Source organism: Albirhodobacter sp. R86504 (assembly GCF_042466415.1).
Classification (GTDB): Bacteria; Pseudomonadota; Alphaproteobacteria; order Rhodobacterales; family Rhodobacteraceae; genus Albirhodobacter.
The window spans coordinates 2,671,100-2,697,329 of sequence record NZ_JAXHCH010000002.1 but is presented as its reverse complement, the minus strand read 5'-3'; the positions used below and the strand labels follow the sequence as shown (position 1 = coordinate 2,697,329).

Genomic DNA, 26,230 nt, shown 5'->3' with positions numbered 1-26,230 from the left:
GGTGGCGCGGGGGGGGCACAGGATCACAGTTGCATCGCCGCGCCATCGCGCTAGAACACCTATATGAACACAGCGCCGCATTCATCCACGCCTGAATTGGCCTCCCTGCCGGCTCTTGAGACGCTGATCGCCTGCCCATATTGCGATGCCTTGCTGGAGGTCACCCCGCTGGCCGAGGATGAACGCGCGGCTTGCGTCCGCTGCGGCACGGTATTGATCGCGCCGCGGATCTACTCTTTTTTGCACGTCATCGCGCTCTCGTTCACCGCGATGATCTTGATGGTCGGCGCCGTGTTTTTTCCGTTCCTGAAAATCTCGGCCAGCGGGCTATCGCATGAAAGTTCCTTGTTCGGGGCGGCCCTCGCCTTTTCGGACGGGCTGTTGTTGCCCCTTGCCGTGGCTTTGATGGCCAGCATCGTGGCGGTGCCTGTGCTGCGGTTTGCGGCAATCATCTATACGCTCGCGCCGCTGGCCAACGGGCGCCCGCCTTGGCGCCACGCCGCCCGCACATTCCGCCTTGCGGAAGAATTGGAGCCTTGGGCGATGGCCGAGATTTTTGTCATCGGGACAGCCGTCGCTTTGGTAAAGGTCGCAGGGCTTGCCACCGTCTCATTCGGGGCGGCGTTCTGGGCACTGTGCGCGCTGATTATTGTGACCGCGTTGAAAAACTCATTCCTCTCGGAAGGCGCGATCTGGGCAGAGCTGGGCGCCAACCGCGCCGAGATTGAGGGCGACGCATGAAATCGGGCGCATCGGTTCTGACCGCCTCTCGTGCAGGGGTCGTGGGGTGCAAACATTGCGGCCGTGTCTTGCCGCGCGAGACCGAAATCTGCACACGTTGCGGTTCGGTGATCGAGCCCCCCTCAACCGCCAGCCTACAAAAAGTCTGGGCATGGTTCGCGGCAGGGTTGGTGATGTATGTCCCCGCCAATGTTTTGCCGATGCTCGTCACCTCCACATTAAACGGCACGCAGGCCAGCACCATTTTGGGCGGTGTCATCGAACTGATGCTCCACGGAAGTTGGGGCGTCGCCTCCATCGTCTTCATCGCGTCGATCATGATTCCGGTCGCGAAATTCATGGCAATCGCCTATCTTGCGCTCTCCGTCGGCACAGAGCGCCGCGCGGGCGGACATCGCCACCTCGTTCTTTACGAGATCGTCGAATTTATCGGACGTTGGTCAATGATCGATGTCTTTGTCGTCGCGATCCTGTCTGCCTTGGTGCAGCTCGGGTTTGTGGCCTCTATCCATCCGGGACCGGCGGCGGCATCTTTCGCGCTTTCGGTTGCCTTCACAATGCTTTCCGCCCAAAGCTTTGATCCACGCCTGATCTGGCGTGGACCAGAAGATCGCGAGACCCAATGACCACTGACCATACCCCGCAAAACCGCACAGATGCGGACAAACCTGCCGAGATGATCCGGACAAAGGCACCGCGGCCGATCTGGTCGCGGCTGTCCGTCGTGTGGATGGTGCCTTTGGTTGCGCTATTGGTGACGCTTGGGATCGCGTGGAAAAGCTACTCCGATCGCGGCGAGCTGATCCAGATCGAGTTCGCGGATGCGACAGGCATCGCGCCGGGCGAAACCGCGTTGAAATTCCGCGAGATTCAGGTGGGCAAGGTTGAAACGGTCGGGTTCTCGGCCGATCTCACCAAGGTCATCGTCGCCGTGCGGGTGGATAAAGAGGTCGCTCCCTTTATCGATGCAGACGCCTCTTTCTGGCTGGTGCGGCCTGAGGTCTCGGCTCAAGGGATTTCCAATCTCGGGACGGTGCTATCGGGCACATATATTGAGGGCGCATGGGATTCCGAGACGGGCGAAGACGCCGACCGCTTCGCCGGATTAGACCGCGCACCGATTGATACTGGGCGCGGGAATGGCACTTGGGTGACCCTCGCCGCAGAAGATGGCGGCGGTTTGAGCGAAGGCGCGCCAATTATCTTCCGCGGCATTCCGGTGGGGCGGATCGCGAACCCCCGCTTGGCCGATGGCGGCACGGGCGTTGTGGTGGATGCGTTCATCGAAGCCCCCCATGACGAACGCCTCACCACTGCGACGCGCTTTTGGGATACGTCGGGCTTTTCACTTTCGGTGGGGCCATCGGGCGTGAACGTCGATGTCCGGTCGCTGGCGTCTTTGGTGCAAGGCGGGATCGAGTTCTCAACCTACACAGCTGGCGGCGCCCCTGTGCAAAGCGGTCAGGAGTTCCGGCTGTTTTCTTCCGCCGAAGAAGCTCAAACCTCGATCTTCGATAACAATCTAGCCTCGCAAGTGAACTTCACCCTACTGTTCGACGAGGCCGTGCAAGGTCTCTCTGTTGGCACGCCGGTGCAATTCCGCGGCGTTGAGGCAGGCGAGGTCAGCGATATCTCCGTCAGGGTGGCCAATACCGAAGACGGCGAACAGGTCGTCCGCCAACAGATCGTCATCGCAATCGCGCCCGGCAGGCTGGGCATGTGGGAGGGGTCCGATGCGGAATCGGTCGCGGAATTCCTATCCGTGGAGGTCGATGACGGCTTGCGGGCCCGTATCGCCGGCACGGGCCTTCTGGGCCAAAATATCATCATCGAACTGATCGATATCGAAAACGCCCTGCCTGAGAAACTCGATCTGACGGCCATGCCTTACCCGACGATCCCTGTCGGCCCACCGACAAATACCGATCTTTCGGCATCGGCGGAGGGGCTGTTCACACGGGTGAACAACCTGCCCATCGAGGAGCTTCTCGAGAGCGCCATTAAAATGATGGATTCCGTGTCCGGCGTTGCGGGCAACCCCAACACGATGGAGATTCCGACGGAGCTCTCGGGCCTGCTGGCCGAGCTGCGCACCACGGTGGCGGAGCTGAACGAGGGGAACGCCGGCGAGAAAACCGTCACCGCAATCGAAGCCCTAACCACAGCCGCGAATGAAACGGTTGAGGCGTTTGACGGATTGCCCGCAATGGTGACCGAGATGGAGAAAGTCGCCGCGAATGCCGCCGAAATACCGCTGAAGGATATCGGTGCGCAGATTGACGGGCTGCTGGGCGACATCCGGCGGATGATCGGCTCGGAAGATGCTGAAAAGCTCCCCCGCGCGCTGGCGGATACGCTCAACGAGGCTGCGGTCTTGCTCAGAGAATTGCGCGAGGGTGGTGCTGCTGAGAATCTGAACTCCGCGCTCGCCTCGGCGGGCGATGCGGCGGATGCGGTCGCGCAAGGCACCGACCGCCTGCCAGAGATCTCCGCGCGTCTCGAGACGCTTATCAATCGCGCAGACGGGCTTGTTGCCTCTTATGGCGAACGCTCGGCCTTTAATGCGACATTGCTGGATGCGATGCGCGAACTTAAACGCGCTACGGCGTCCTTCGGGGCACTCGCGCGCACCATCGAACGCAATCCGCGCGCCTTTATCTTGGGCCGGTGAGGAGGAATGATGACCCGATTTGCGATGCTGATCTTGCCATTGGCACTGATCGCCTGCTCGAACCCCGAAGCGACGGGCCGCTATCTCATTGAAACGCCAACCGTCGCTAAGACCTTGCCAAACCGGCTCGGATCAGTCGAGCTGCGCGAGGTCAGCTTGCCAGATTACGCGGCAGGGCAAGAGGTGTCGTGGCAAACGGCCGATGGCGCCGTGCGTTCAAACCCCGATCAAGTTTGGGCCGATGCGCAACCACGCGCCGTCACCCTCGCCCTTGCGCGGCAAATCTCGGGCCTCTCCGGCGCAACGGTGATCGCCGAGCCTTGGCCCTTGGCAGAGGCCCCAAGCCGCCGCCTGGAGGTCCGCGTCGAGCAAATCCTCGCCCGTGCGGACGGCCAATTCCGATTGGCAGGCCAGTATTTCGTGACGCCTGATCTGGGTGGGCGCGGGGCAGACGTTGTGCGCCGGTTTGATATCTCGGTGCCGATTGGCACCCAAGGGGAGGCAGATCCGCAAGACCCCGCCCTGATCGCCAAAGCGCAGGCCGCCGCCCTTCAGGTACTGGCCCAGCAAATCGCGCAGTTGCAATAAAATGACCCCGCGCAGATGATCTGCGCGGGGTTTTTCTTGGAGCACGCCGCGAGGATGTTTGCGCGAGGCCTCCATATCCCTGCCATCCGTCGAGGGCAGGATTTCAAGCTGCGTGACACGGGGCCCCCGCGCGCGCAGGCCGTCTCACCCCTTGGTGGGGCCAGCCGCTAGCGCATCCTCGAAGGTCCGCAATCCGGTGCGTGGCGATTGTACGAGCACGGCCATATTCCCCGGCTTGTGTTGGTTACGCAGCATTTTGATATGCGCATCGGGGATCTCCGCCCAAGGGAAAACTTCCGACATGCACGGATCGATCCGGCGCTCCAGCATCATCCGGTTCGCCGCCGCCGCTTGCTTGAGATGCGCGAAATGCGAGCCCTGCAGGCGCTTTTGATGCATCCACATATACCGGACGTCAAAGGTGCAATTGAATCCGGTGGTGCCCGCGCAGATCACAACCATGCCGCCCTTTTTGCAAACGAGGGACGACACGGGGAATGTCGCTTCCCCTGGATGCTCGAAGACCATATCGACACTGACGCCTTTGCCGGTGATGTCCCAGATCGCCTTGCCAAACCGGCGGGCCTCTTTGAGCCACGCGTTATATTCCGGCGTGTTCACTGTCGGCAATTGCCCCCAGCAATCGAAATCTTTGCGATTGATAACGCCTTTTGCGCCCAATCCCATGACGAACTCGCGCTTGTCTTCCTCCGAAATCACCCCGATTGCATTGGCCCCTGCCGCGTTGATCAACTGGATCGCGAAGGACCCCAACCCGCCAGACGCGCCCCACACCAAAACATTCTGACCGGGCTTGAGGTCATGAGGCTCATGCCCGAACAACATCCGGTAGGCCGTCGCAAGCGTCAGGGTGTAGCACGCACTTTCTTCCCACGTCAGATGCTTTGGACGGCGCATCAATTGCTGTGCTTGTGCACGGGTGAATTGCGCAAACGAGCCGTCATGTGTCTCGTAGCCCCAGATCCGCTGGCTGGGCGAAAACATCGGGTCGCCGCCGTTACATTCCTCGTCGTCGCCGTCATCCTGATTGCAATGAATCACAACCTCGTCGCCAACTTTCCAGTTTTTAACCTTGTCGCCCACCTTCCAAACGATACCCGACGCGTCAGATCCCGCGACATGGAACGGTTGCTTGTGGACGTCGAATGGCGAGATCGGCACACCGAGACCAGCCCACACACCGTTATAATTCACGCCCGCCGCCATCACGAGAACCAAAACCTCGTAGCTGTCGATCTCCCACGTATCAACGACCTCAACTTTGAAGGATTTGTCCGGTTCGCCGTGCCGATCTTGGCGGATCGCCCACGCATACATCTTTTTCGGCACATGACCGAGAGGTGGCATTTCGCCAATCTCGTAAAGATCTTTCTGCGGCGCATCGTAGGGCGCGATTTCGGTCTGTGTGTCGAGTGCCATGCCTGTCTCCCGTGCTTGTGCCGCAGCGCAGAATCGCCGCGGGTTCCCCAAAGCGTATCGCAGCGCAGCGCAATTTAGCAACTTTAATTTGATACATTGCGCAATAATGTGTCCTTACAGAATTTAACAACATGAAAATTATGGACAAAATATTGAAGTTGGCAGAAAAACGATCCGCCGCATCGCAGCGAATTGACAGCGACACAATATGTCGCATAATCATTAATCATCGGAATATTGTAACTTTCCGGACCACCAGCGGAGGCGCGCAAGATGACGCAGCAAAAGGACAAACCATGGCTGTTTCGCACCTATGCGGGCCATTCCACAGCGGAAAAATCGAACGCGCTTTACCGGAGCAACTTGGCGAAGGGGCAAACCGGCCTCTCCGTCGCCTTCGATCTGCCCACGCAAACCGGCTATGATTCGGATCATATTCTGAGCAAGGGCGAGGTCGGCAAAGTCGGCGTGCCGATCAGCCATTTGGGCGATATGCGGATGCTGTTCCGCGATATTCCGTTGGAACAGATGAATACCTCGATGACGATCAACGCCACAGCGCCTTGGTTGCTCGCGCTGTATATCGCCGTGGCGGAGGAGCAAGGGGCCGATGTCTCGAAGCTGCAAGGCACGGTGCAAAACGATCTGGTGAAGGAATATCTCTCGCGCGGGACGTATATTTGCCCGCCGAAACCGTCTTTGACGATGATCACCGATATCGCGGCCTACACCCGTGAGCACTTGCCGAAATGGAACCCGATGAACGTGTGCTCCTACCATTTGCAGGAAGCGGGCGCGACGCCGGAGCAGGAGCTGGCCTTTGCCTTGGCAACCGGCATCGCGGTGCTGGATGATCTCAAAGGCAAGGTGCCGGCGGAGGGTTTCCCTGCGATGGTCGGGCGGATTTCGTTCTTCGTGAATGCGGGTATCCGGTTCGTCACCGAGATGTGCAAAATGCGCGCCTTTACCGAGCTGTGGGACGAGATTTGCCGCGATCGTTACGGCATCGAGGAGGAGAAATACCGCCGCTTCCGCTACGGGGTGCAGGTCAATAGCCTTGGCCTGACCGAGCAGCAGCCGGAGAATAACGTCTACCGGATTTTGATCGAGATGCTGGCGGTCACGCTTTCCAAGAATGCCCGCGCCCGCGCCGTGCAATTGCCCGCGTGGAATGAGGCGCTCGGGCTGCCGCGGCCATGGGATCAACAATGGTCGCTGCGGATGCAGCAGATCATGGCGTACGAGACCGATCTTCTGGAATTCGGCGATCTGTTTGAGGGCAATGCCAATGTCACCGCCAAAGTCGAGGAGCTGAAGGACGGCGCGCGGGCGGAATTGGCGACGCTAGATGCGATGGGCGGCGCGATTGCGGCGATTGATTACATGAAGGCGCGTTTGGTGGAGAGTAACGCCGCGCGGATTGGTCGGATTGAGGGCAATGAGACGGTTGTGGTGGGCGTCAACCGGTGGCAGCAAGGCGAGCCGTCGCCTTTGACGGCGGGGGATGGCGGGATCATGGTCGTCGATCCGGCCGTTGAGGCGGATCAGATCGCGCGGCTCAATGATTGGCGCGAAGGCCGCGACGGGGTGGCGGTTGAGGCCGCGCTGACCGCTCTAAAAGCGGCGGCGAAGGCGGGCGAAAATGTGATGCCCGCATCGATTGCGGCCGCAAAGGCGGGGGCGACCACGGGCGAATGGGCGGGCGTCATGCGCGCGGTTCATGGCCAGTATCGCGGCCCGACAGGCGTCTCGCAATCCGTGTCGAATAATGTCGCGGGCTTGGACGAAATTCGTGAGGCGGTCGATGCGGCCTCCGCGAAACTGGGCCGCCGGTTGAAATTCCTGATGGGGAAGCCGGGCTTGGATGGCCATTCCAACGGCGCGGAGCAGATCGCCTTCCGCGCCCGCGATTGCGGCATGGATATCACCTATGACGGCATTCGTTTGACGCCCGAGGAGATCGTCACGAAGGCGATTGACGAGAACGCCCATGTCGTCGGCCTGTCGATCCTGTCAGGGTCGCATTTACCGCTCATCGACGAGTTGATGGGGCGGATGAAAGCAGCCTCTATGGATCATATTCCGGTTTTGGTCGGGGGCATCATCCCCGATGATGATGCCGCGCGCCTGCGCGCGATGGGCGTCGCACGCGTATACACACCGAAAGACTTTGAGCTTAACCGGATCATGTTCGACATCGTCGAGTTGGCGACAAACGACTGAACGTGGCGCGCCCTTAGCTGCGGTGCGCCTCAATTCCGCTCGCGGCGGCGTTTTTCAAAACGGTCAGCGCCGCCTGAACTTTCGGCGTGCGGTGCAAATCCACATGGGTGACCAACCACAACGGGAAGGACCATTCCGGCTTCGGGGCCATCACCTCAATGAAGCCCTCGCGGGAATATCCGCCGAGCATCGGTAGGAAACCAAGGCCGATGCCCCCTGCAATGGCCGCGACCTGCGCCTCGAACTCGTTCGTCCGAAACACAATCCGTTCCGCGGACACCCTCTCCAACAACCATCGGACCCACGGCGCGCGCGTCTCGACATTCTCCGCACCGACGAAGCGGTGATTTTGGAGATCCGCCTCGCTCTTTGGCATCCCGTTACGGTCGATATATTCGGCCGATGCATACATCGCCACACGGCGCTCGATGAACGGCTGCACGACGTTATCGGGCTCCGTCGGACGGTTCCCCGCCCGGATGGCAACATGCGCCTCACCGTATTCCAAACGGAAGACCCGCAAATCGGTAATATAGCGCAAGATAAGGCCGGGATGTTCCACCGCGAGATTTTGCATGGCGGGGGTCACGATGTCCGATAGCATCGGCAGGGACGTCACGATCAAATCGCCCGACACTTCCTCACCGGCGCCTGCGATCCGCGCGGAGAGCTGGGCGAACTGGTCTTCTGTGGCCTGCCCAACCGCAAGCAGATAGCGACCGGCCTCGGTTGGCGTGTAGCCGCGCGGGTGTCGCTGGAACAGCTTGGCGCTCAGCCGCAACTCGAGGGCATCGATGTGCCGAATGACGGTTGCATGGTGAACCCCCAAAACCTCCGCCGCGCCCGAAACTGTCCCCACCCGCGCAACTTGAAACGCCGTGCGAATCTCATCCCAATTTTCAAAGCCCATCACTGTGCACCTGTGAACAAATTTCGTGCGATTATGGGCGTTGTGTTTGTCTATGCAATAGCGATTTTGGGCCGCAATACGATTGCACTCACCTGAAAGAACCAGACATGACAAAAATTCTTCGAATTGATAGCTCGATTAAAGGCCCAATGTCGGTAACGCGCAAGCTTACCGATAAAGTGGTCGCTCATCTCGGCGGAGACGTAACGTTGCGTGACGCAACCACGATTCCCCTGATTGACGGTGCGTGGATCGGCGCCGCTTACACGCCCAAAGCCGATCGCAGCGAGGCTCAGAAGGAAACCCTCGCGCTGTCAGACGCGCTCATCACGGAAATTAAGGCGGCGGATGTGCTTGTTATTGGTGCGCCTGTCTATAATTTCGGCGTGACGGGGCCACTTAAGGCTTGGATCGATCAGATCTGTCGCGTGGGCGAGACCTTCGCCTATTCCGAAACCGGACCGAAAGGCTTGATCACACCCAAGCGCGTCATCATAGCCTATGCGTCGGGCGGCGTACCGCTGGGGTCTGCTGTGGATATGGCGACAACCTATCTCACGCAGGTGCTCTCCTTCATCGGCCTGACGGATGTGACCTTTATCGCGGCCGAAGGTGTGGCGCAGGGTGAAGAAGAAGCCATCGCCCGCGCGGACGCGCAAATTGCGCGCTTGGCGGCGTAAGCCAATCTCACCGCTTGGCATAAGAATAAAAGGCGCCTTGGTTGACACCTTGGCGCTTTTTGCGTAAACAACGCCAGATTCCCGAAGGTCTAATGCCTTCGGTCCCCGCATGACGCAGGGATCGCCACCAGTCAGCGCGTTGCGCCCACTGGTGCAAATTTCGTTTGCGCTGGTCCATCCAGCCATCTTTTCGCGTCGGCACTGCTGACACATTCAACGCCGGAGATCCGGTTCGCCTCTGGAGGCCCGATATGTTCGAGAACCTTTCAGAACGCCTTGGCGGTGTTTTTGAACGCCTGACCAAACAGGGCGCGCTGTCGGAAGCTGACGTTCAGGCCGCGCTGCGGGAAGTGCGCGTTGCGTTGCTCGAGGCGGATGTGTCGCTTCCTGTCGCGCGCAGCTTCATCAAAGCCGTTGAGGCAAAAGCGACCGGCGCCGCCGTCACCAAATCCATCACGCCCGGTCAACAGGTCGTCAAGATCGTGCATGACGAGCTGATCGCGGTTCTTGGCGGCGACGAAGACCCGATGAAGGTCGACAATCCGCCCGCGCCGATCTTGATGGTCGGCCTGCAAGGCTCGGGTAAGACGACGACAACCGCGAAGCTCGCTCGCCGCTTTAAAGAGCGCGACGGCAAGCGTGTGCTGATGGCGTCGCTCGACACCCAGCGCCCTGCCGCGATGGAGCAATTGGCGATTTTGGGTGGCCAGATCGGCGTCGACACGCTGCCGATCGTCAAAGGCGAAAGCGCGGTTCAAATTGCCAAGCGCGCCAAGCAACAGGCGAGTTTGGGCGGCTATGATATTTACCTGCTCGATACCGCAGGGCGCCTGCATATCGACGAAGTTCTCATGGACGAAGTCCAGCAGGTTCGGGACGTTGCAAATCCACGCGAGACGTTGCTCGTGGTCGACGGCCTCACCGGTCAGGACGCGGTAAATGTCGCGACCGAGTTCGACGGCAAAGTCGGGATTTCCGGCGTTGTCCTGACCCGGATGGACGGTGACGGGCGCGGCGGCGCGGCGCTATCCATGCGCGCGATTACCGGCAAGCCGATCCGTTTCGTCGGCCTCGGTGAGAAGATGGATGCGCTCGAGACCTTCGAAGCGCAGCGCGTCGCAGGCCGTATCCTTGGCATGGGCGATATCGTAGCCCTCGTCGAGAAGGCGCAAGAGACCTTCGAGGCCGAGCAGGCCGAGCGGATGATGAAGCGGTTCCAAAAGGGCCTCTTCAACATGAACGACATGAAATCCCAGCTCGAGCAGATGCAAAAGATGGGCGGCATGCAGGGTGTCATGGGGATGATGCCGGGCATGGGCAAGATGGCCAAGCAGGCCGAAGAAGCCGGTTTCAACGATCAGTCTGTGCGCCGCCAGATCGCGCTTATTCAGTCGATGACCAAAAAGGAACGCGCCCGTCCGGAGCTTTTGCAAGCGAGCCGTAAAAAGCGGATTGCTGCGGGCGCAGGTTTGGAAGTGTCCGAACTCAACCGTCTTTTGAAAATGCACCGCCAAATGGCCGATACGATGAAGAAAATCGGCAAGATGGGTAAGGGCGGGATGCTCAAGCAGGCGATGGCCGCGATGCAGGGCAAAGGCGGCGGGTTGCCAGCCGCTGGCGAAATGGACCCCGCGAAAATGGAAGCCGCCGCAAAGCAATTGGGCCAGATGTCCGGCATGGGCAAACTGCCTGGCTTGGGCGGCATGGGCGGGCTCTCAGGGCTTGGTGGCCTTGGCGGCTTTGGCAAGAAGAAGTGAGGCATCATGGCTGATCCAACTTCCCGCGCCGCAGCGCTGCTTAAAGAACACCGCGACAGCATCGACCGTCTCGATGCCATTCTCGTCTACACATTGGCCGAGCGTTTTTCGCAAACTCAGGCTGTCGGTAAACTCAAAGCCGAACACGATCTGCCCCCGTCCGATCCAAACCGTGAAGCGACCCAAATCGCACGGTTGGAACGTATGGCGCAGGAGGCTGGGCTCGACCCAACCTTCGCAAAGAAATTTCTTAATTTCGTAATCTCGGAAGTCATCCGGCATCACGAACAATTCCAGAAATAACCCGAAGACACTATTCGCGGGGCCCTGCCCTGCTTCAGACCAAACTAGGAGAACTTACAATGTCCATGAAAATCCGTCTCGCCCGTGGTGGTTCTAAAAAGCGCCCGCACTACGCAATCGTTGCAACCGACTCGCGTATGCCACGCGATGGCCGCTTCTTGGAAAAGCTCGGCACATATAACCCACTCCTCGCAAAAGACAGCGAAGATCGTGTGAAAATGGACGTCGAGCGCGTTCAGTACTGGATCGCAAAAGGCGCACAGCCGACCGACCGCGTTGCACGTTTCTTGGAAGCTGCTGGCCTCGCACCAAAGGCAGAGCGCAAGAACATGAAGAAAGCCGTTCCAGGCGCGAAAGCGACCAAACGCGCTGCTGAGAAAGCTGCAAAAGCGGCTGCACCGGCTGAGGAATAATCCTCGCTTGAGGTGTAACCTCATTGCTATGATAAGAGGTCCGGACGTTCGCGTCCGGACTTTGCCACATCTATTGGCCCGCAACAGCATTCCGCTCGGGCCGTGTTAAGGGATCGCAGTATGACCAAACCGGACCGGACCTGCGTCGGCGCCATCGCAGGCGCTTTTGGCGTGAAAGGTGATGTGCGCCTCAAGAGCTTTTGCTCCACTCCCGAGGATATTTTCGATTATCAGCCGCTGTGGTCCGAGGATGGGTCACGCAGCTTCACGATCCAGCCCGCCCGCCAGATGGCCGGAGGGATCGGCGTGCGCATGACAGGCGTGACGACGAAGGAAGAGGCGGATCTCCTCAAAGGGCTCACGCTTTGGGTGGACCGAGATAAGCTGCCAAGCCTTCCGGATGATGAATTTTACCACGCCGATTTAATCGGGCTGGAAGCTGTCGATACGGGCGGCGCGATTTTGGGACGGGTGCGCGCGGTGCATAACCACGGGGCGGGTGACATCATCGAGATCGTCGGCACCTCGGCGCTGCTTTTGCCCTTCACCCGCGAGGCGGTCCCGACGGTGGACCTGACGGCGGGACGCATCGTCGTTGACCCGCCGGAAGACCTCGTATGAGCGGTGACGAGCGCGCGCCAGACGCGCCGCGCGGCGTGCCCTCCTCAGGCAGCCAGAAGATGACCACAAGCGAGATCATCGAACAGGCCACGCCGCGCTTGGGCGGGCTCAAATCGCATGGCCGGCTTTCGGCATCGGCCTCCCTCAAGCCACGTGATCTGATGGCCGAGGCCCCCAAACTGGCTGACACTTGGACGGCGAAAATCGTGACGTTGTTTCCCGATGCATTCCCGGGTGTTTTGGGCCTCTCGCTCACTGGTAAGGCCCTTTCAGACGGGTTATGGGCGCTTGAAACGATCGACCTCCGCCCGTTCGGGATCGGCAAGCATCGCAACGTCGACGACACGCCCGCTGGCGGCGGTGCGGGGATGGTGTTGCGCGCGGATGTTGTTGGCGCGGCGCTTGATCACGCACGCATCGGCACCCCGAAAGATCGCGCGCGTTGGCCCGTGATTTACATGTCGCCGCGCGGCAAACCCCTGACGCAAGCGATGGCGCAGCGCTACTCCAGCGCCGAAGGGATGACGATCCTGTGTGGCCGTTTTGAGGGCGTGGACGAGCGCGCGTTGGAACATTTCGGGGTGGAGGAGGTCTCAATTGGAGATTTTGTCCTTACTGGCGGCGAGATTGCAGCTCAGGTCTTGATCGACGCGACAGTTCGCCTTATACCCCGCGTGCTTGGGAATCAGGCGTCCACGGAGGAGGAATCCTTCTCTCACGGGCTTCTGGAGCATCCCCAATATACGAAACCCGCTCTCTGGGAAGGCCGCGCGATACCGGAAACGCTTCAATCCGGACATCACGCGAAAATAGCCGACTGGCGACGGAGCATGGCCGAAAGGCTAACAAAAGAACGACGACCTGATCTCTGGCGGGCTTGGTGTGAAGATCACAACAGGGACCCGAATGAAGACCGAGAGCTCTGAGGCGTTTCACTTCACGGGAAAAACCGTGAGCATTTGAAAGGACTTAGCGATGAACCTGATCGCGCAGATCGAGGCGGAGCAAATCGCCGCTCTCGGCAAGACTATTCCGGATTTCAAGGCCGGCGACACTGTTCGCATCGGCTATAAAGTGACCGAGGGCACCCGCTCGCGCGTCCAGATGTACGAAGGCGTTTGCATCGCACGTAAAGGCGGCGCGACGATCGCGGCGTCGATCACCGTGCGTAAAATCTCCTTCGGCGAAGGCGTGGAACGTGTGTTCCCGCTCTACTCGACCAACATCGATTCGATCGAAGTTGTGCGTCGTGGCCGTGTCCGTCGTGCGAAGCTGTACTACCTGCGCACACGTCGCGGTAAGTCGGCACGTATTGCCGAAGTCACCAACTACAAACCCAAAGCCTAAGGAGCGGTCCTATGCGTGCGGATATCCATCCCGATTACCACTTCATCACTGTGAAGATGACCGACGGCTCCACCTATCAGGTGCGCTCGACTTGGGGCAAAGACGGCGACCAGATGTCGCTCGAAATCGACCCGCTTGCACACCCTGCATGGAACGGTGGCGCATCGCGCCTCATGGACACCGGCGGCCGCGTGTCGAAGTTCAAAAACAAATACGCAGGTCTGGGCTTCTAAGTCTCACTTGCGCAAATATGAGAGGCCCGCCCATTTGGCGGGCCTTTTCTTTTGCCACGCCGTTATCTTACGGCACGAGATGACGCGACCCGCCTTGAAAAACACGCCACCAAAATGCGCCCTCTTGCGCGCACGCGCTTCCTTCGGTAGCCCGAGCATCCTATAGTCCGCCTGCGCCCGTAAAGAGGCGCACATGCAAACGGATCGCAGCAGAACTGATCGAGGGAAAAACGTGGCGCATATCATCGTTGTCGGCAATGAAAAGGGTGGCTCGGGAAAATCGACCACCTCGATGCACGTGGCCACGGCACTTGCACGGATGGGATACCGTGTCGGCGCATTGGATCTTGATCTGCGTCAGCGCAGCTTTGGCCGCTATATCGAGAACCGTCTCGCTTTCATGGCTCGTGAGGGGCTCGATCTTCCGGTGCCCGATTACCGCATCTTGCCCGAGGCCGATCCGGCCGCGCTCGAGCCCGGAGAAAACCCTTACGACCAGCGGATTTCAACCGCCGTCGCAGAGCTGGAACCGATTTCCGATTTCATCATCATCGACTGCCCCGGCTCGCATACACGGTTGAGCCAGGTCGCCCATTCGCTCGCCGATACGCTCGTGACGCCGCTCAACGACAGTTTCATCGACTTCGATCTTCTTGCGCGGATTGATCCTGAAACGTCGAAAGTGGTTGGCCCGTCCATCTACTCCGAGATGGTTTGGGCCGCGCGACAGCTGCGGGCGAAAGCGGGCCTCAAGCCAATCGATTGGATTGTGCTGCGCAATCGTCTGGGCGCACAGCAGATGCACAACAAAAAGAAGGTCGGGGCGGCTTTGGAGCAGCTCTCCAAGCGCATCGGTTTCCGCGTGGCACCTGGGTTTTCTGAACGCGTTATCTTCCGCGAACTGTTTCCACGCGGGTTGACCTTGCTGGACCTGAAAGATGTCGGCGTTGAGAGCTTGAACATCTCGAACGTTGCCGCACGTCAAGAATTGCGCGACCTTATGCGCGAGCTTGATCTGCCGAATGTCGAAGTGAACTTCTAAGCTTCTGACCCGACCCGTCCATCGCCCCCCCCCCCTAAACTGAAAAAGCGGAAGCCGGTGGCCTCCGCTTTTTTGTATTTTGGATGTGCTTGCGATTACAGCTTTCCGAACGACCAGAAGAACGTCTCGCCCGAGCTATCATCGACGCCGTCGTTGTCGGTGCTCACCCATGCCGTGCCGTCAGCGGCAATCGCCAGACCCTCGACCTTGTCGACCACGTAGCCGTTTTGGGCTTTTAGATCCGGGATCAAGTCGCGCACTTCTTCCTTTAATACGACCGGTAAATCACCACCCAGTGCGGCAGGCACCAGTTCACTCAGCGCCACTCGGAAAATCTTTTTAACCTTTGCAGCGTCACCGATCTGGTTGTCACGCTCGACGATATACATCATCTCGCGATGCGCCACGATATCGGACAGCCCCATCCACCCCGCATCTGCGGTTTCAAGCGGATAGTGCACCGCGCCCCATTCCTCCGTTTCAAGGTTGTAGGACACCAGCTTGACCATCCCCGCCGGATCATCGCCCCATTCACGCTGAACCGCCATCCAAAGCGTGTCACCGACCTTGGTCACGCCCTCAAATCCGAAGCGCTTTTCCCCTGCGAGCAGCTCCGCTGGCAGGCCGATCTCTTCCGCGATCTCGCCATCCGCCGTCACGTGGTAAATCGCATGCGGCACAAGAACCGCGCTATTGCCCTCGGACGCGAGCCAGAAGCCGCCCTCCCCATCAACCGTGATCCCTTCGAGGTCCAGCTTCTGCGCCGGCATCCCCGCGCGGGTGATCCGAAGCGCGTTGACGATGTTTGCGGGAGAGACATTCGTATCGATCGTGAATATCGTCGGCTGATACCCGTAGAAGCTATCGTTAACGGCATAGACGATTCCGTCTTCGCCCGCGACCATGCCCGAAATCGCCCCCCATCCGATCAAGGTCTCCGCGCCTTTGGAGGTCACCTGCGGATAGGCGGCAAGGGCATCTTGGTACTCATAGATCATAACATGGCTGCGGACGCCGCCATCTTCGATAAGATCGGCCTCATTGGCCGTGACAAACAAATTCCGCTCGGGAATAGCGATTGCACCCTCCGGCGCGATCCCCGATGGAAGGATCTGGTGAAGCCTCGGCGCGGCCACGTCGGTCACGTCATAGACGCCGACGACTGAGGCGCGCTCGGCCAGAATGAACGCAAAAGGTGTTCCGTTGAAGCTGGCGAATTCCATGCCTTCTGGCTCAATCCCTTTGGCGTCCGAACGCTTGTCGGGATAGTGCCCCGTCTCGATCACGGCATGTTCAAAGCTGTTGCCCGCCTCGAACACTTCCTGACCGGACTTGTCGAAAATCGTCCATCCTCGCGAGCCGCCATCCATATCCCCTTCATTGGCGATGGCGAAATGGGTCTCGTCGAGCCATTGCACACCGTCCGGTTCGCGCAAGACACCCGTTTGAGATTGGGTGAAGGTAAGCGCGCCGCGCTCATCCGTCATATCAATCTCGGTGAGATCCACTTGACCCGCCGAGAAATGGGATTGGATCGTGCCGTCGCGATTGACCACAACGATGTGGTTATTCTCTTGCAAGGTCACAACGATCTCGCCCAGCGCGTTGATGTCGACGAACTCCGGCTCTGGGTCTTCGGGAGAAATCTCCGCGAGGCCGAGCATCTCAACCTTGGTCATCGCGGTGCAATCGGGGGCGCCGTCCTTCACATCGATGAGCATCAAGTAGCCCGCAGGTGCTTGCCCGACACGGCCATCTCCGGCCTCCTCGTCACGCTCGTTTTCGATCGCGACGGCAAGGAAGCTTCCGTCCTTCGCGACTGCGGTGCTATCGGGCTGTCCCCCTAGATCACATGCTGCGATCTCGGACTTGGTGGCGATATCAAAAGCCTTGAGCATCCCCGACGGCGCCGTGTAGCTCTCGGAGGTATTTACCCCCACAAACGCAGTCGTCCCGATGATCGAGACCGCTGTCGGCTCACCGCCGACATCAATATTGCCCAGCGCTTGGGGCGCTTTAGGGTCGGTGATGTCGATCAACCCGACAACGCCCAGCGGGCTGTCGGAATAGGCGAGGGTCATGCCATCGGACGAGGCGGCGATAATCTCTGACGATGAGGGCGCGCTGGCCTCTGCGTTATTATGATAGGTCGCGAAGCTTGCGATGCGATTGAAATTCATCTCCGCCATGGCCGCGTTGGCGGTGAGGCCGAGGATGGAGGTCATGCAGGCGAGTTTGAGAGACATCTTGGCCCTTCCCGAGGCAATTGTGATCGCGGGAGCTTTGAACCACGTCGTAACACCTGCATGACCGCAAGACGGCATTTGCATGAAACCCGTTGTCGCTTCGAGAGAGCTTAACTATCTCCTTGTTCCGAAACCCAGTCCTGCTACTTTCGAGGCAAAGATATCAGGGATATTCATGACCGATCATCCGATTGCCCATCTGCTCGCCCGTGTCGCGCTGAACGATCGCGCGGCCTTCGCCCAGCTCTATTCCGAGACCAGCGCGAAACTTTTTGCCATCTGCCTTCGTATTCTTAAAGACAAACGAGATGCGGAGGATGCGTTGCAAGAGATTTACATCCGAGTCTGGCACAGGGCCGCAGGGTTCGATGCAACAGCGGGCAGCCCTTTGGGGTGGCTCAATGCGGTTGCACGCAACCATGCTATTGATCGCCTTCGGGCGCGCAAGCCCGGATCGTTGCCCGACGGGATGGATATCGCCGAAGCAATCGCAAATTCCGGCCCGACCCCCGAGGAGGCCGCAATGACAGCCTCTGACGGGCGCCGCATTGATGGTTGCTTGAGCGAGCTTGACCTTGACCGAGCCGACGCCATCCGGCGGGCCTATGTAGAGGGCGAAAGCTATCTCGAACTCGCGGAGCGCTTTAGCGTTCCCCTCAATACCATGCGCAGCTGGCTCCGCCGGAGTTTGCTGTCCCTGCGGGAGTGCCTGAGCCGATGACCCGTTTAACATCTCAAGACCGCGCCGAAGTCGCCGAATACGTGCTGGGCGTGATGCCTAAAGACGAACGTCCCGCAATGACCGCGCGGATCATGCGCGACGCCGATTTCGCGCGCGAGGCGAAATATTGGGAAGCGACGCTTGATCCCTTGTCCGATGAGGTCGCGCCGCTGGCGCCGCCCAACCGTGTCTGGCGCGGGGTCGAGCGACGGTTGTTCAAACCTGCCGCGATGTCGGTATGGCGCTGGTTCGGTCCGGCTCTTGGGGGGGCGCTCGCCGTTTTGGCGGTGGTCGGCTTCCTTCGCTCACCGGATGCGGGCCCGGTTTGGGTCGCGGATATGGCGACGCCGGAGGGTCTTCGCCTTGCCGCGCTTTATGATGAGGACAAAGGCGAAATGCGCGTGTCGATGGCGGGGATCTCATTGCCAAACGACCGTGACGTGGAGCTTTGGCTGATCGCGGGCGAGCGAGCGCCGATTTCGCTCGGCGTTATGCCGCGCACTGGACAGGCCGCCATGCCAATCCCGGCCGATCTGCGTGATCTGGTCGCGGGCGCGACGATGGCGATCTCGGATGAACCTCTGGGCGGCTCGCCGACAGGGCAGGCAACGGGCCCCGTCCTGGCAGTCGCGCCGATGGTGCGGATTTAAGACCTTATCCGCGCGGAAACATTTGAAAATTTACGGTCACGCTGCAACTTATTCGCGGCGTGACGCGTCTCATTGCGTAACGGTTAACGAGGGGACGACATGCGGCAACGTGTAGCAATTATCGGAAGCGGAATTTCAGGGCTTGGAGCGGCTTGGATTCTGGGCCGTCATCATGATGTCACCGTGTTCGAATCCGAGGCCCGCGCGGGTGGCCACGCGCGAACCGCCGAGGCCTTCGGTACAGCAGTCGACACCGGATTTATCGTCTGCAACCGCCGGACCTACCCGCTGTTTATCCCGATGCTTGAACATCTTGGCGTTCCGTTGATCCCGACAGATATGTCGTTCTCCGCCTCGCTCGGCCAAGGCGACTACGAGTATGGCACCCGCACCCTGCCCGCCCTCTTTGCGCAATGGCGCCGCCTGCTTGATCCTTCGCATTGGCGTATGCTGCGCGATACGATGGCGTTTTTCAAAGGAGCCACGGCTTACAAAGACAGTCACTTGACCCTCGGTGAGATGGTTGAGGATATGGGCCTTGGCCGCGCGTTCAGGGATCGGTTTCTACTCCCCATTTCGGGTGCGATCTGGTCCACGCCGACGCGCGGCATGCTGGATTTCCCCGCCGCCCCCTTCGTACAGTTCTTCGACAATCACGGTTTGCTGACGGTGGCGAGCCATCCGCAATGGTTTACCGTCGAGGGTGGCTCGCGGCGGTACGTCGAGGCCTTGATCAAGGATAGCAATGCCCAGATCCGCCTTGCGGATCCGGTTAGCCGCGTCATTCGGAACGCCGACGGGGTGCATGTGCAGTCGGCCTCCGGCGCGCATATTTTCGACCGTGTCGTTTTCGCGACCCATGCGCCGCAAGCGCTTGCATTGATCGACGCACCGAGCCCGCAAGAACATGAGGTGCTAGGCGCTTTCCGCACCCAAGCAAACCGCGTCGTGCTGCATTCCGACAAACGGTTCTTGCCGCAACGAAAGGCCGCTTGGTCGGCATGGAATTACGTCACGGATGCGCGCGATCCTTTGTCAGACGCCCCTGTGAGCTTATCATACTGGATGAACCTGCTGCAATCGCTTGAAACGCCGCAGCCTTTGATCGTGACCCTCAACCCAGAGCGCGACCCTGAAGCGATCCATGATGAGACTTGGCTCTCGCATCCGCAATTCGACGCCGCAAGCCATGCCGCCCAAGCGCTCCTGCCGTCAATTCAGGGCGCGGACCGTCTTTATTTTGCGGGCGCATGGACGCGTTACGGGTTTCACGAAGATGGCCTCCTCTCGGCGCTGCGCGTCGCGCAAGCGATGGGGCATGACTGGCCGCTCGGAGCGGATCCATGGGCGTGACGACAACAGATCTGTGGTCTGGCGCGCTGATTGATGCTAAAATATGGCACGCGCGCTCAAGCAAGACCGCGCGGCGCGAGTTCACCTATCACGCGACCTATGCCGCGGTCGTTCCCGAACACATTGACGCGCAGATCGGCCCGATTGCGGTAGACCGTGCCGCATTATGGCAAATTCGCCGCGCGGATTATGGAGCGAAAGGCGAAAGCCTGCGGAGCTTTGCGGATCGCATCATCGGCCGTTCCGATCTGGACTTGTCGATTGTGACCTTGCCGCGCAGCCCGTTGCACGGGTTCAATCCGGTGTCGTTCTGGCTTGCGCGCGCGGCGAATGGGGATCTGATCGCGGTTATCGCGGAAGTGTCCAACACCTTTAATGAGCGCCACATCTATCTCGTGCGGCACCCCGACATGCGCGCGATCACCCGATCGTGTCGCATTTCGGGCGAAAAGCTGTTTCATGTCTCGCCCTTCCTGCCGCGCGAAGGACGTTACGAGTTTCGCTTTGACACAAGCCAAGGGCGCTTTGGCGCTTGGGTTGATTGGAGCAATGACACAACCACGCTGCAAACATCGCTCACAGGGCGCACTCGGCCATTGACCGCGAGCACGGTCCGGCGCGCCGCCATAACTGCGCCGTTGCAATCTGCGCGCATTATGGCGTTGATCCATTGGCAAGCCTTGAAACTCTTTGCCCAGCGCTACCGTTTCTATTCCAAGCCCGCCCCGATCACCCCAAATCTCTCCTCAGCAGAAAGTTCCACGCATGTTTCCCCAGACGCTGACTAAACCTCTACAGACAAGGTTCCTCACCACGCTGGACGGCATTACGCATGGCACATTGACCCTGACCACGCCCGACGGCCAAGTCCGGCACTTTGGCGGCAAGAGCGCAGGGCCGGAGGCGGCGCTGATCATCCACGACTGGCGTATGGTTCCCGCCATTGCTGCAAAAGGCGATATCGGCCTGACGGAAGCTTACCGAGACGGCTGGTGTGACACGCCCGATCTGACGGCGCTGTTGACGCTCGCGCTGGCGAACGAGGCGACGCTGGATCGGTATCTCCACGGGCATCCCGTGCAGGCCATGCTGATCCGGATGATTTATTTCATGAACCGCAACACCCGCAAAGGTTCGCGGCGCAATATCTCCGCGCATTACGATCTGGGCAATGACTTTTACAAGCTCTGGCTTGATGAGACGATGACATATTCCTCCGCGATTTATGCGGATGGCGACACCGACCTCGCGCGCGCACAAACGCGCAAATATGATCGCATTATTGACAATCTCAACGGCTCGTCAGGCCGGTTGCTGGAAATCGGGTGTGGTTGGGGCGGGTTCGCAGAACGCGCCCTCGCGCGCGGTGATTTCGCGCCCAAAGGGCTGACCCTATCAACCGAGCAAGCCGACTTTGCGCGCGCGCGACTGGGGCGGGGGGCAGATATTGCCTTGCAAGATTACCGTGATGAAAAAGGCCGCTACGATCATATCGTTTCGATTGAAATGTTCGAAGCGGTCGGCGAGCGCTACTGGCCGACCTATTTCGGCAAGGTGAAGGAAAACCTCGCGCCGAACGGCCGCGCGGTGGTGCAGACGATCACCGTGGGCGAGGCGCATTTCGATCGCTATCGCAACGGCGCAGATATGATCCGATCGTTCATCTTCCCGGGCGGGATGCTGCCCGCGCCGTCGAAATTCGCAAGCGCCGCCGAGACAGCAGGCCTGCGCGTCGAAGATGGATTCGGGTTCGGGATGGATTACGCGCGCACGCTGCAAGACTGGCTTGACCGTTTTGAAGCCCGCCTGACAGAGGTCCGCGCGCTCGGATTTGACGAAGCGTTCATCCGCGTGTGGCGTTTCTATCTCGCGGCTTGCATCGCGGGGTTCAAGACGGGCCGGACGGATGTCATGCAATACCGGCTTGCCCATGTCTGATCTGTCGCAAGAACGTATCTGGATCATTGGCGCGAGTTCTGGCATCGGCGCCGCCGTCGCGAAGGCCTATGCCAAAAGGGGAGCAAGCCTGATCCTGTCAGCCCGCTCGCAAGGGCCTTTGCAGGCCCTCGCGGATGAGATCGGTGCAACGGCCCTCGCCTGCGATGTCGGTGAGCGGGCGACGATCGAGGAGGCCACGGCACAGATCGCACAATCTGGCCCGCTGGACCGGATCATCCATTTGGCCGCGCTGTATGATCCCGGTGCGATTGCAGAGCTTGACCACGAAAAAGCGGCGCAGCTTGTTCAAGTCAATCTGATGGGCACGTTTCATATCGCCCAACTCGCGCCCTCTTTGCTGCGCGAAGGCGGGCAACTCGCACTATGCGGATCGGTGGCGGGGTACATCGGTTTGCCGAAGGGACAAATTTACTCGGCGACGAAAGCGGCCGTCATCAATCTCACCGAAAGCCTCCGAGCCGAACGCAAGGATCGTGATATCCGGCTGATATCGCCCGGGTTTGTCAGCACGCCGATGACGGCCAAAAATGATTTTGACATGCCCGCCGTGATCACGCCGGACGCCGCCGCCACGGCGATCGTTCGCGGCCTGGATGGCTCAGGGTTCGAAGTGCATTTTCCACGCCGACTGACGCTTGCTCTCAAGCTACTCCGGCTTCTTCCCTACCGTATCTCTTTGGCGCTGACCAAACGCATTGTTTGATCCCCACCCCGCACATCAAAGTGCCACCTGACGACATTCGGAAAGGCAACATCATGTCCATTTCAGCTCCGCACCGCAGCATTGCAACCGCAGTCGCCCTTTGGGGCGCCATGGTTGTATCCGCCCACGCGGAGCCTGTTCCCGATGTAACTTTCCCCTCAATTGACGGCGGCGAGATCGCGACGAAGGACTGGCGCGGGCATCCCGTGCTCGTCGTTAATACGGCATCGCTTTGCGGCTTTGCGGGACAGTTGGAAGACATGCAGGCCCTACACGAGGAGCTTGGCCCCAAGGGGCTGATCGTTCTGGCAGTGCCTTCAAACGACTTCAATCAGGAGCTGGAGGATGCGGCCACAGTCAAAGAGTATTGCAGTTTGGAATACGGCGTGACCTTGCCGATGACCGATATCGTATCGGTTGCAAAAGGCGACGTTCACCCGTTCTATCAGTGGCTTAAGGCCAGTGAAGGGTTCGTGCCGAAATGGAATTTTTATAAAGTCCTGATCGATGCAAATGGCGAGGTGGTAGAGACGTACTCCTCAGTCACGGCGCCCGATGCGCAGGCTTTGCGCCGTGATATCGACGCTGCCTTCTAACGTCGCGGGGGGCCTTCTAACGTCGCGGGTCGGTTTGAGACGCGCGCCAAATCCCGCGCCCGTCTCAAACAACTCATGCCTGCGTCGTCACCATCCGTGTCACCACAACACCCGCCCATGCCGAGAACCCCGTCAGCAGGCCGCCCCACAACGTATCCGCGACAACTTGCGCAGGCGACCAAGCTTTCAGCGTGGCATAGTTCGTAAACTCATACGTCCCGTAGCACATGAGCCCCAAAAGAGCGCCATTCATGAACACGCGCAGCAAATCTCCGTCACGCAATGCGGGCCAGCTCACGAACCATAACACCCCCGCGACATAGGCAAGATAAAACGCCGCCGCGGGGCCAACGCGCATCTGTTCAGGGTAGAGATCCGCAATGTGCCGATCAAAGAGCGGCTTGATGAAAAAGCTGATCCCCACCGCGTCGATGGCGAGGAAGATGAACGTCGTGACGAGGTAGAGAATAATCAGGGTCATAGCGCGCTCCTATCTGTCTTTTCACAAGTCTAGGGCGCGAGATCGATCTGTCACGCGCATTCAGTGCCGCAAGCCGCGCATCCGGACAATCTGCTGTAAAGTCATCATCGGTGAAACGGTTTGGAAAATATCACGGATCATCCCGAAATCGGCTCTGATCCCTGCCACCCACCCCGATTTTTCGGCCTTGAGCGGGCTGCGCACCCCGTCCCAACGAACGACCCCGACGCGCGCCGCGTTCTCTATCCAAATCTTATTGAGCCAAACCTCACAGCCAAATCGCGCCATCGCGTCAAGCTCGTGCAACCGCCCCGAAACCCAGTCGCGCGGCAAGACACGCTCCCCCGAGATGTAATCGAGCCCCAATGCCCGCCACGGGCGCGGTGCGTTCCCGCGCAGGCTGATAGAGACATCCGCGCGGGCGGCCAGAACAGGCTCGAGCAGTCGCGTGATCGCATCCGCATCAAGCCCTTGGAGATCAGCGTCCAACATCAACAAAAGCTCTCCGCGCGCCGCGCCGATACCGGCGGCCAACGCCCGCGCCTTGCCCCCATTGCGCGGCTGGCAGATGACGTGCGCGCCGAGACTCTGCGCGATCTGCGCAGTCGCATCGCCCGAGCCGTCGTCAACGACGATGACTTCCGAAATCAAGGGATGCGTGACGGCCGCTTGCAATACCGCCGCGATTCGCGCCGCCTCGTTGAACGCCGGGATCACGCAGCTGACCTTGCGCACTTGGGTGCAAGCCGATTGGTCCGAGGTTAAATCGCCCATCTGGATCTCCGTTTCCAAACCCATACCGCGACAATCGCGCCACCGATCCCCGCCCCAAACCAAACGCCGCGCGCGAGCCAAAGTTCAATCTGCGTGTGGGTTATTCGCGCCGACATCTGGCCCAGCCAATACCCCAACCCAAGCAAAGCGGCACTTTTTGGCAGCGTTGCGAGTAGATTCCATCCCAAGAATGACCACAGATTCATCCGCGCAGCCCCCGCCGCGAGCAACGCGATCACCCCCAAACTATGCGTCATCTTTGCGAGGACCAAGGTGCGCCCGCCGCGGGCCTCAAAGTGATGCGCGAGGCCCGCGAGCCGCGCCGCGCTGATCCGATCGCGCCAGCGACGTGGGAGGCAGGACGGAACAATTTTTGGACCTGCGCGGCCCAAGGCGTAAAACAATGCATCCCCAATGAGGTCGCCAACGATGACCACAAAAGCTATAGTCCACAGGCTGATCTCCATCGCGGAGGCGAGACTGCCTGCCAGAACCGTGACAATCGGCCCCTCAATGACCGCCAGCGGGGCGAGTAAGCTTAGCCCGTGCCCCTTGAGCAGCCCGATCACCGCCGACGCGTCAAGCACTGCTCGCCTCGGACTGAAGAACGCGCGCCCCTGCGGCCAATGGTTGCTCAGCACCAAAGCGCGGCGCCGTAACGGGCGCCATCGCCGTGCCACGCCAGACAAACCCGGGCCGAAGCCATGTGAGGCACCAGATCAAAGGCATCATCGCGTCGCGCAAGAGATAGGTGAGGCCATCGCCCGCCGCCGTGCTCACACGCCAACCCATCAAACCCGCAAAGCCGATCTCTGCGCCGTACCAGATCACCGCGAACACCAGCGCCGCCGGCGCTGCTGCGCCCATCTGCGCCCCCAAAAAAGAAGCTGCGATCAGGCCCAACACCGGCCCGTTAAGGAGTTCCAACGCGAAGATCCAGCGGAACCCGTCACGCCGCACCCGCGCCCAGCGCAACTGACGATCCCAAACACTGCGGAATGATCGGCGGCCGATAGGCTGCACGTAAGGCGTGTCAACCAAGCAAACCCGTTTGCCGCCCTCACGAACGACCTTCGTCGCGGTGACGTCCTCGGCCAGTTTGCGACCAAGTGCGCGCAAGCCCCCGATGTCCTCGAGGGTCTTGCGTTGCCAAAATAGGGTCTTTCCTTGCGCGAACCCGAAGCCGAGCGCGTCTGCGGCCAATTGCCAGCGCGCCTGATTGGTGTTGAGAAACGCGCATTCGACGCCTGCCCACACGCCCTCGGCGCGGTCCCCCAAAGGCGGCGAGGAGACTAAGCCTACGCCATCATTCCACGTGCCGATGAGATCGTAGAGATAGCTGCGCGGCAGAACCAGATTGCTATCCGCCATCGCCACCCACGGGGCATCCGTATTGATCCACCCTTTTTGAAGGTTGTTCAGCTTGGGGTTTCCCGTGATCGCATCCTCTCCGATCAACAAGCGCGCACGGACATGCGGGAAGGAGGCGATCAAGCGCTCGACCAGTTTGATCACCGGATCCGCTGGGTCTGCCGCGCAAAAAATCACTTCATAATTCGGGTAATCGATGGTGAAAGAAGAGGCCAATGTCTCGGCGTCGAACGGGTCCAACCCGCAGACGGGACGCATCAAACAAATGAACGGTGCACTTTGCGGCCGATGCGTCTGCGCCGATGTTCGTGAGCGCGCGCGCCAGATCACCAGCCCCATCGTTCCCAGATGCAGCACCAAACCAAGCGCGAGAACCGCCGTCGCACCCCAGATCAAAACGTTCATAC

The 26,230-nt window shown here is 59.9% G+C and carries 28 protein-coding genes; 21 read left to right on the top strand and 7 right to left on the bottom strand.

Translation table 11 applies throughout. The features are described from left to right. The first annotated feature begins 63 nt into the window (after positions 1-63). The 4 genes from SJY32_RS15030 to SJY32_RS15015 are packed head-to-tail and all read left to right on the top strand — an operon-like array spanning position 64 to position 4,000. Positions 64-741, top strand: a complete 678-nt coding sequence (locus SJY32_RS15030; RefSeq protein ID WP_376877162.1) for a paraquat-inducible protein A — start codon at positions 64-66, stop codon at positions 739-741. Continuing rightward, positions 738-1,367, top strand: coding sequence for a paraquat-inducible protein A (locus SJY32_RS15025; RefSeq protein WP_376877160.1), 630 nt, complete (start codon positions 738-740; stop codon positions 1,365-1,367). Before SJY32_RS15030 ends, SJY32_RS15025 begins: the two co-directional genes overlap by 4 nt. Continuing rightward, positions 1,364-3,412, top strand: a complete 2,049-nt coding sequence (locus tag SJY32_RS15020) for an intermembrane transport protein PqiB (protein WP_376877157.1) — start codon at positions 1,364-1,366, stop codon at positions 3,410-3,412. Before SJY32_RS15025 ends, SJY32_RS15020 begins: the two co-directional genes overlap by 4 nt. A gap of 9 nt (positions 3,413-3,421) precedes the next feature. Further along, positions 3,422-4,000: a membrane integrity-associated transporter subunit PqiC gene (locus tag SJY32_RS15015; RefSeq protein ID WP_376877154.1), complete on the top strand. Its 579-nt coding sequence runs from the start codon at positions 3,422-3,424 to the stop codon at positions 3,998-4,000. Positions 4,001-4,144: 144 nt separating this feature from the next. Here the strand turns inward: SJY32_RS15015 and ccrA are convergent, their stop codons facing one another. Next, positions 4,145-5,440 (bottom strand): crotonyl-CoA carboxylase/reductase, encoded by a 1,296-nt coding sequence (gene ccrA / locus SJY32_RS15010; RefSeq protein WP_376877151.1) that lies wholly within the window; start codon positions 5,438-5,440, stop codon positions 4,145-4,147. Between the two features lie 273 nt (positions 5,441-5,713). Here ccrA and SJY32_RS15005 point away from each other — a divergent pair, with 273 nt between their 5' ends. After that, positions 5,714-7,663 (top strand): methylmalonyl-CoA mutase family protein, encoded by a 1,950-nt coding sequence (locus SJY32_RS15005; RefSeq protein WP_376877148.1) that lies wholly within the window; start codon positions 5,714-5,716, stop codon positions 7,661-7,663. Between the two features lie 13 nt (positions 7,664-7,676). Here SJY32_RS15005 and SJY32_RS15000 read toward each other — a convergent pair whose 3' ends face one another. Then, positions 7,677-8,573 carry a LysR family transcriptional regulator gene (locus tag SJY32_RS15000; protein WP_376877145.1) on the bottom strand — a complete coding sequence of 299 codons (897 nt, stop codon included), beginning with the start codon at positions 8,571-8,573 and terminating at the stop codon, positions 7,677-7,679. A 107-nt stretch (positions 8,574-8,680) separates the two neighbouring features. On the opposite strand from SJY32_RS15000, the gene SJY32_RS14995 reads away from it, so the two are divergent. From SJY32_RS14995 to SJY32_RS14955, 9 genes are all read left to right on the top strand, one after another. Continuing rightward, positions 8,681-9,253 carry an FMN-dependent NADH-azoreductase gene (locus SJY32_RS14995; protein WP_376877142.1) on the top strand — a complete coding sequence of 191 codons (573 nt, stop codon included), beginning with the start codon at positions 8,681-8,683 and terminating at the stop codon, positions 9,251-9,253. A 251-nt stretch (positions 9,254-9,504) separates the two neighbouring features. Further along, positions 9,505-11,010, top strand: a complete 1,506-nt coding sequence (ffh, locus tag SJY32_RS14990; RefSeq protein ID WP_376877139.1) for a signal recognition particle protein — start codon at positions 9,505-9,507, stop codon at positions 11,008-11,010. Between the two features lie 6 nt (positions 11,011-11,016). After that, complete coding sequence (locus tag SJY32_RS14985; protein WP_376877136.1) at positions 11,017-11,313, top strand: chorismate mutase; 297 nt, start codon at positions 11,017-11,019, stop codon at positions 11,311-11,313. Positions 11,314-11,372: 59 nt separating this feature from the next. Next, positions 11,373-11,726 (top strand): 30S ribosomal protein S16, encoded by a 354-nt coding sequence (gene rpsP / locus SJY32_RS14980; protein WP_376877133.1) that lies wholly within the window; start codon positions 11,373-11,375, stop codon positions 11,724-11,726. Positions 11,727-11,846: 120 nt separating this feature from the next. Then, positions 11,847-12,347 (top strand): ribosome maturation factor RimM, encoded by a 501-nt coding sequence (gene rimM, locus SJY32_RS14975; protein ID WP_376877130.1) that lies wholly within the window; start codon positions 11,847-11,849, stop codon positions 12,345-12,347. Positions 12,348-12,406: 59 nt separating this feature from the next. Beyond that, a complete protein-coding gene (trmD, locus tag SJY32_RS14970) occupies positions 12,407-13,273 on the top strand; it encodes a tRNA (guanosine(37)-N1)-methyltransferase TrmD (RefSeq protein ID WP_376877789.1) in 867 nt (288 codons plus the stop codon). Between the two features lie 49 nt (positions 13,274-13,322). Next, positions 13,323-13,694 (top strand): 50S ribosomal protein L19, encoded by a 372-nt coding sequence (rplS, locus tag SJY32_RS14965; RefSeq protein ID WP_376877127.1) that lies wholly within the window; start codon positions 13,323-13,325, stop codon positions 13,692-13,694. Positions 13,695-13,705: 11 nt separating this feature from the next. Continuing rightward, positions 13,706-13,927 carry a 50S ribosomal protein L31 gene (rpmE, locus tag SJY32_RS14960; protein ID WP_376877124.1) on the top strand — a complete coding sequence of 74 codons (222 nt, stop codon included), beginning with the start codon at positions 13,706-13,708 and terminating at the stop codon, positions 13,925-13,927. A gap of 232 nt (positions 13,928-14,159) precedes the next feature. Next, positions 14,160-14,969, top strand: coding sequence for a division plane positioning ATPase MipZ (locus SJY32_RS14955; protein ID WP_376877786.1), 810 nt, complete (start codon positions 14,160-14,162; stop codon positions 14,967-14,969). 95 nt (positions 14,970-15,064) lie between these two features. Here the strand turns inward: SJY32_RS14955 and SJY32_RS14950 are convergent, their stop codons facing one another. Next, entirely contained in the window at positions 15,065-17,215 is a 2,151-nt protein-coding gene (locus SJY32_RS14950) for an esterase-like activity of phytase family protein (protein WP_376877121.1), read from the bottom strand. Positions 17,216-17,390: 175 nt separating this feature from the next. On the opposite strand from SJY32_RS14950, the gene SJY32_RS14945 reads away from it, so the two are divergent. From SJY32_RS14945 to SJY32_RS14915, 7 genes are all read left to right on the top strand, one after another. Beyond that, on the top strand, positions 17,391-17,936 hold the full coding sequence (locus SJY32_RS14945) for a sigma-70 family RNA polymerase sigma factor (RefSeq protein ID WP_376877118.1): 546 nt from the start codon (positions 17,391-17,393) through the stop codon (positions 17,934-17,936). Then, positions 17,933-18,586, top strand: a complete 654-nt coding sequence (locus SJY32_RS14940; RefSeq protein WP_376877115.1) for an anti-sigma factor domain-containing protein — start codon at positions 17,933-17,935, stop codon at positions 18,584-18,586. Before SJY32_RS14945 ends, SJY32_RS14940 begins: the two co-directional genes overlap by 4 nt. A gap of 99 nt (positions 18,587-18,685) precedes the next feature. Next, positions 18,686-19,939: an NAD(P)/FAD-dependent oxidoreductase gene (locus SJY32_RS14935; RefSeq protein WP_376877112.1), complete on the top strand. Its 1,254-nt coding sequence runs from the start codon at positions 18,686-18,688 to the stop codon at positions 19,937-19,939. Next, positions 19,930-20,727 (top strand): DUF1365 domain-containing protein, encoded by a 798-nt coding sequence (locus SJY32_RS14930; protein WP_376877109.1) that lies wholly within the window; start codon positions 19,930-19,932, stop codon positions 20,725-20,727. Before SJY32_RS14935 ends, SJY32_RS14930 begins: the two co-directional genes overlap by 10 nt. Further along, on the top strand, positions 20,705-21,877 hold the full coding sequence (locus SJY32_RS14925) for a class I SAM-dependent methyltransferase (RefSeq protein ID WP_376877106.1): 1,173 nt from the start codon (positions 20,705-20,707) through the stop codon (positions 21,875-21,877). Before SJY32_RS14930 ends, SJY32_RS14925 begins: the two co-directional genes overlap by 23 nt. Further along, a complete protein-coding gene (locus SJY32_RS14920; RefSeq protein WP_376877103.1) occupies positions 21,870-22,601 on the top strand; it encodes an SDR family NAD(P)-dependent oxidoreductase in 732 nt (243 codons plus the stop codon). The genes SJY32_RS14925 and SJY32_RS14920 overlap by 8 nt, the downstream gene beginning before the upstream one ends. Positions 22,602-22,654: 53 nt before the next feature. Next, a complete protein-coding gene (locus SJY32_RS14915; protein ID WP_376877100.1) occupies positions 22,655-23,197 on the top strand; it encodes a glutathione peroxidase in 543 nt (180 codons plus the stop codon). A 73-nt stretch (positions 23,198-23,270) separates the two neighbouring features. Here the strand turns inward: SJY32_RS14915 and SJY32_RS14910 are convergent, their stop codons facing one another. The 4 genes from SJY32_RS14910 to SJY32_RS14895 are packed head-to-tail and all read right to left on the bottom strand — an operon-like array spanning position 23,271 to position 26,228. Continuing rightward, positions 23,271-23,678 carry a DUF2177 family protein gene (locus tag SJY32_RS14910; RefSeq protein ID WP_376877097.1) on the bottom strand — a complete coding sequence of 136 codons (408 nt, stop codon included), beginning with the start codon at positions 23,676-23,678 and terminating at the stop codon, positions 23,271-23,273. A gap of 60 nt (positions 23,679-23,738) precedes the next feature. Continuing rightward, positions 23,739-24,452: a glycosyltransferase family 2 protein gene (locus tag SJY32_RS14905; RefSeq protein WP_376877094.1), complete on the bottom strand. Its 714-nt coding sequence runs from the start codon at positions 24,450-24,452 to the stop codon at positions 23,739-23,741. After that, a complete protein-coding gene (locus tag SJY32_RS14900; protein WP_376877091.1) occupies positions 24,440-25,039 on the bottom strand; it encodes a DedA family protein in 600 nt (199 codons plus the stop codon). Before SJY32_RS14900 ends, SJY32_RS14905 begins: the two co-directional genes overlap by 13 nt. Then, entirely contained in the window at positions 25,032-26,228 is a 1,197-nt protein-coding gene (locus tag SJY32_RS14895; RefSeq protein ID WP_376877088.1) for a ceramide glucosyltransferase, read from the bottom strand. The genes SJY32_RS14900 and SJY32_RS14895 overlap by 8 nt, the downstream gene beginning before the upstream one ends. Positions 26,229-26,230: the final 2 nt, after the last annotated feature.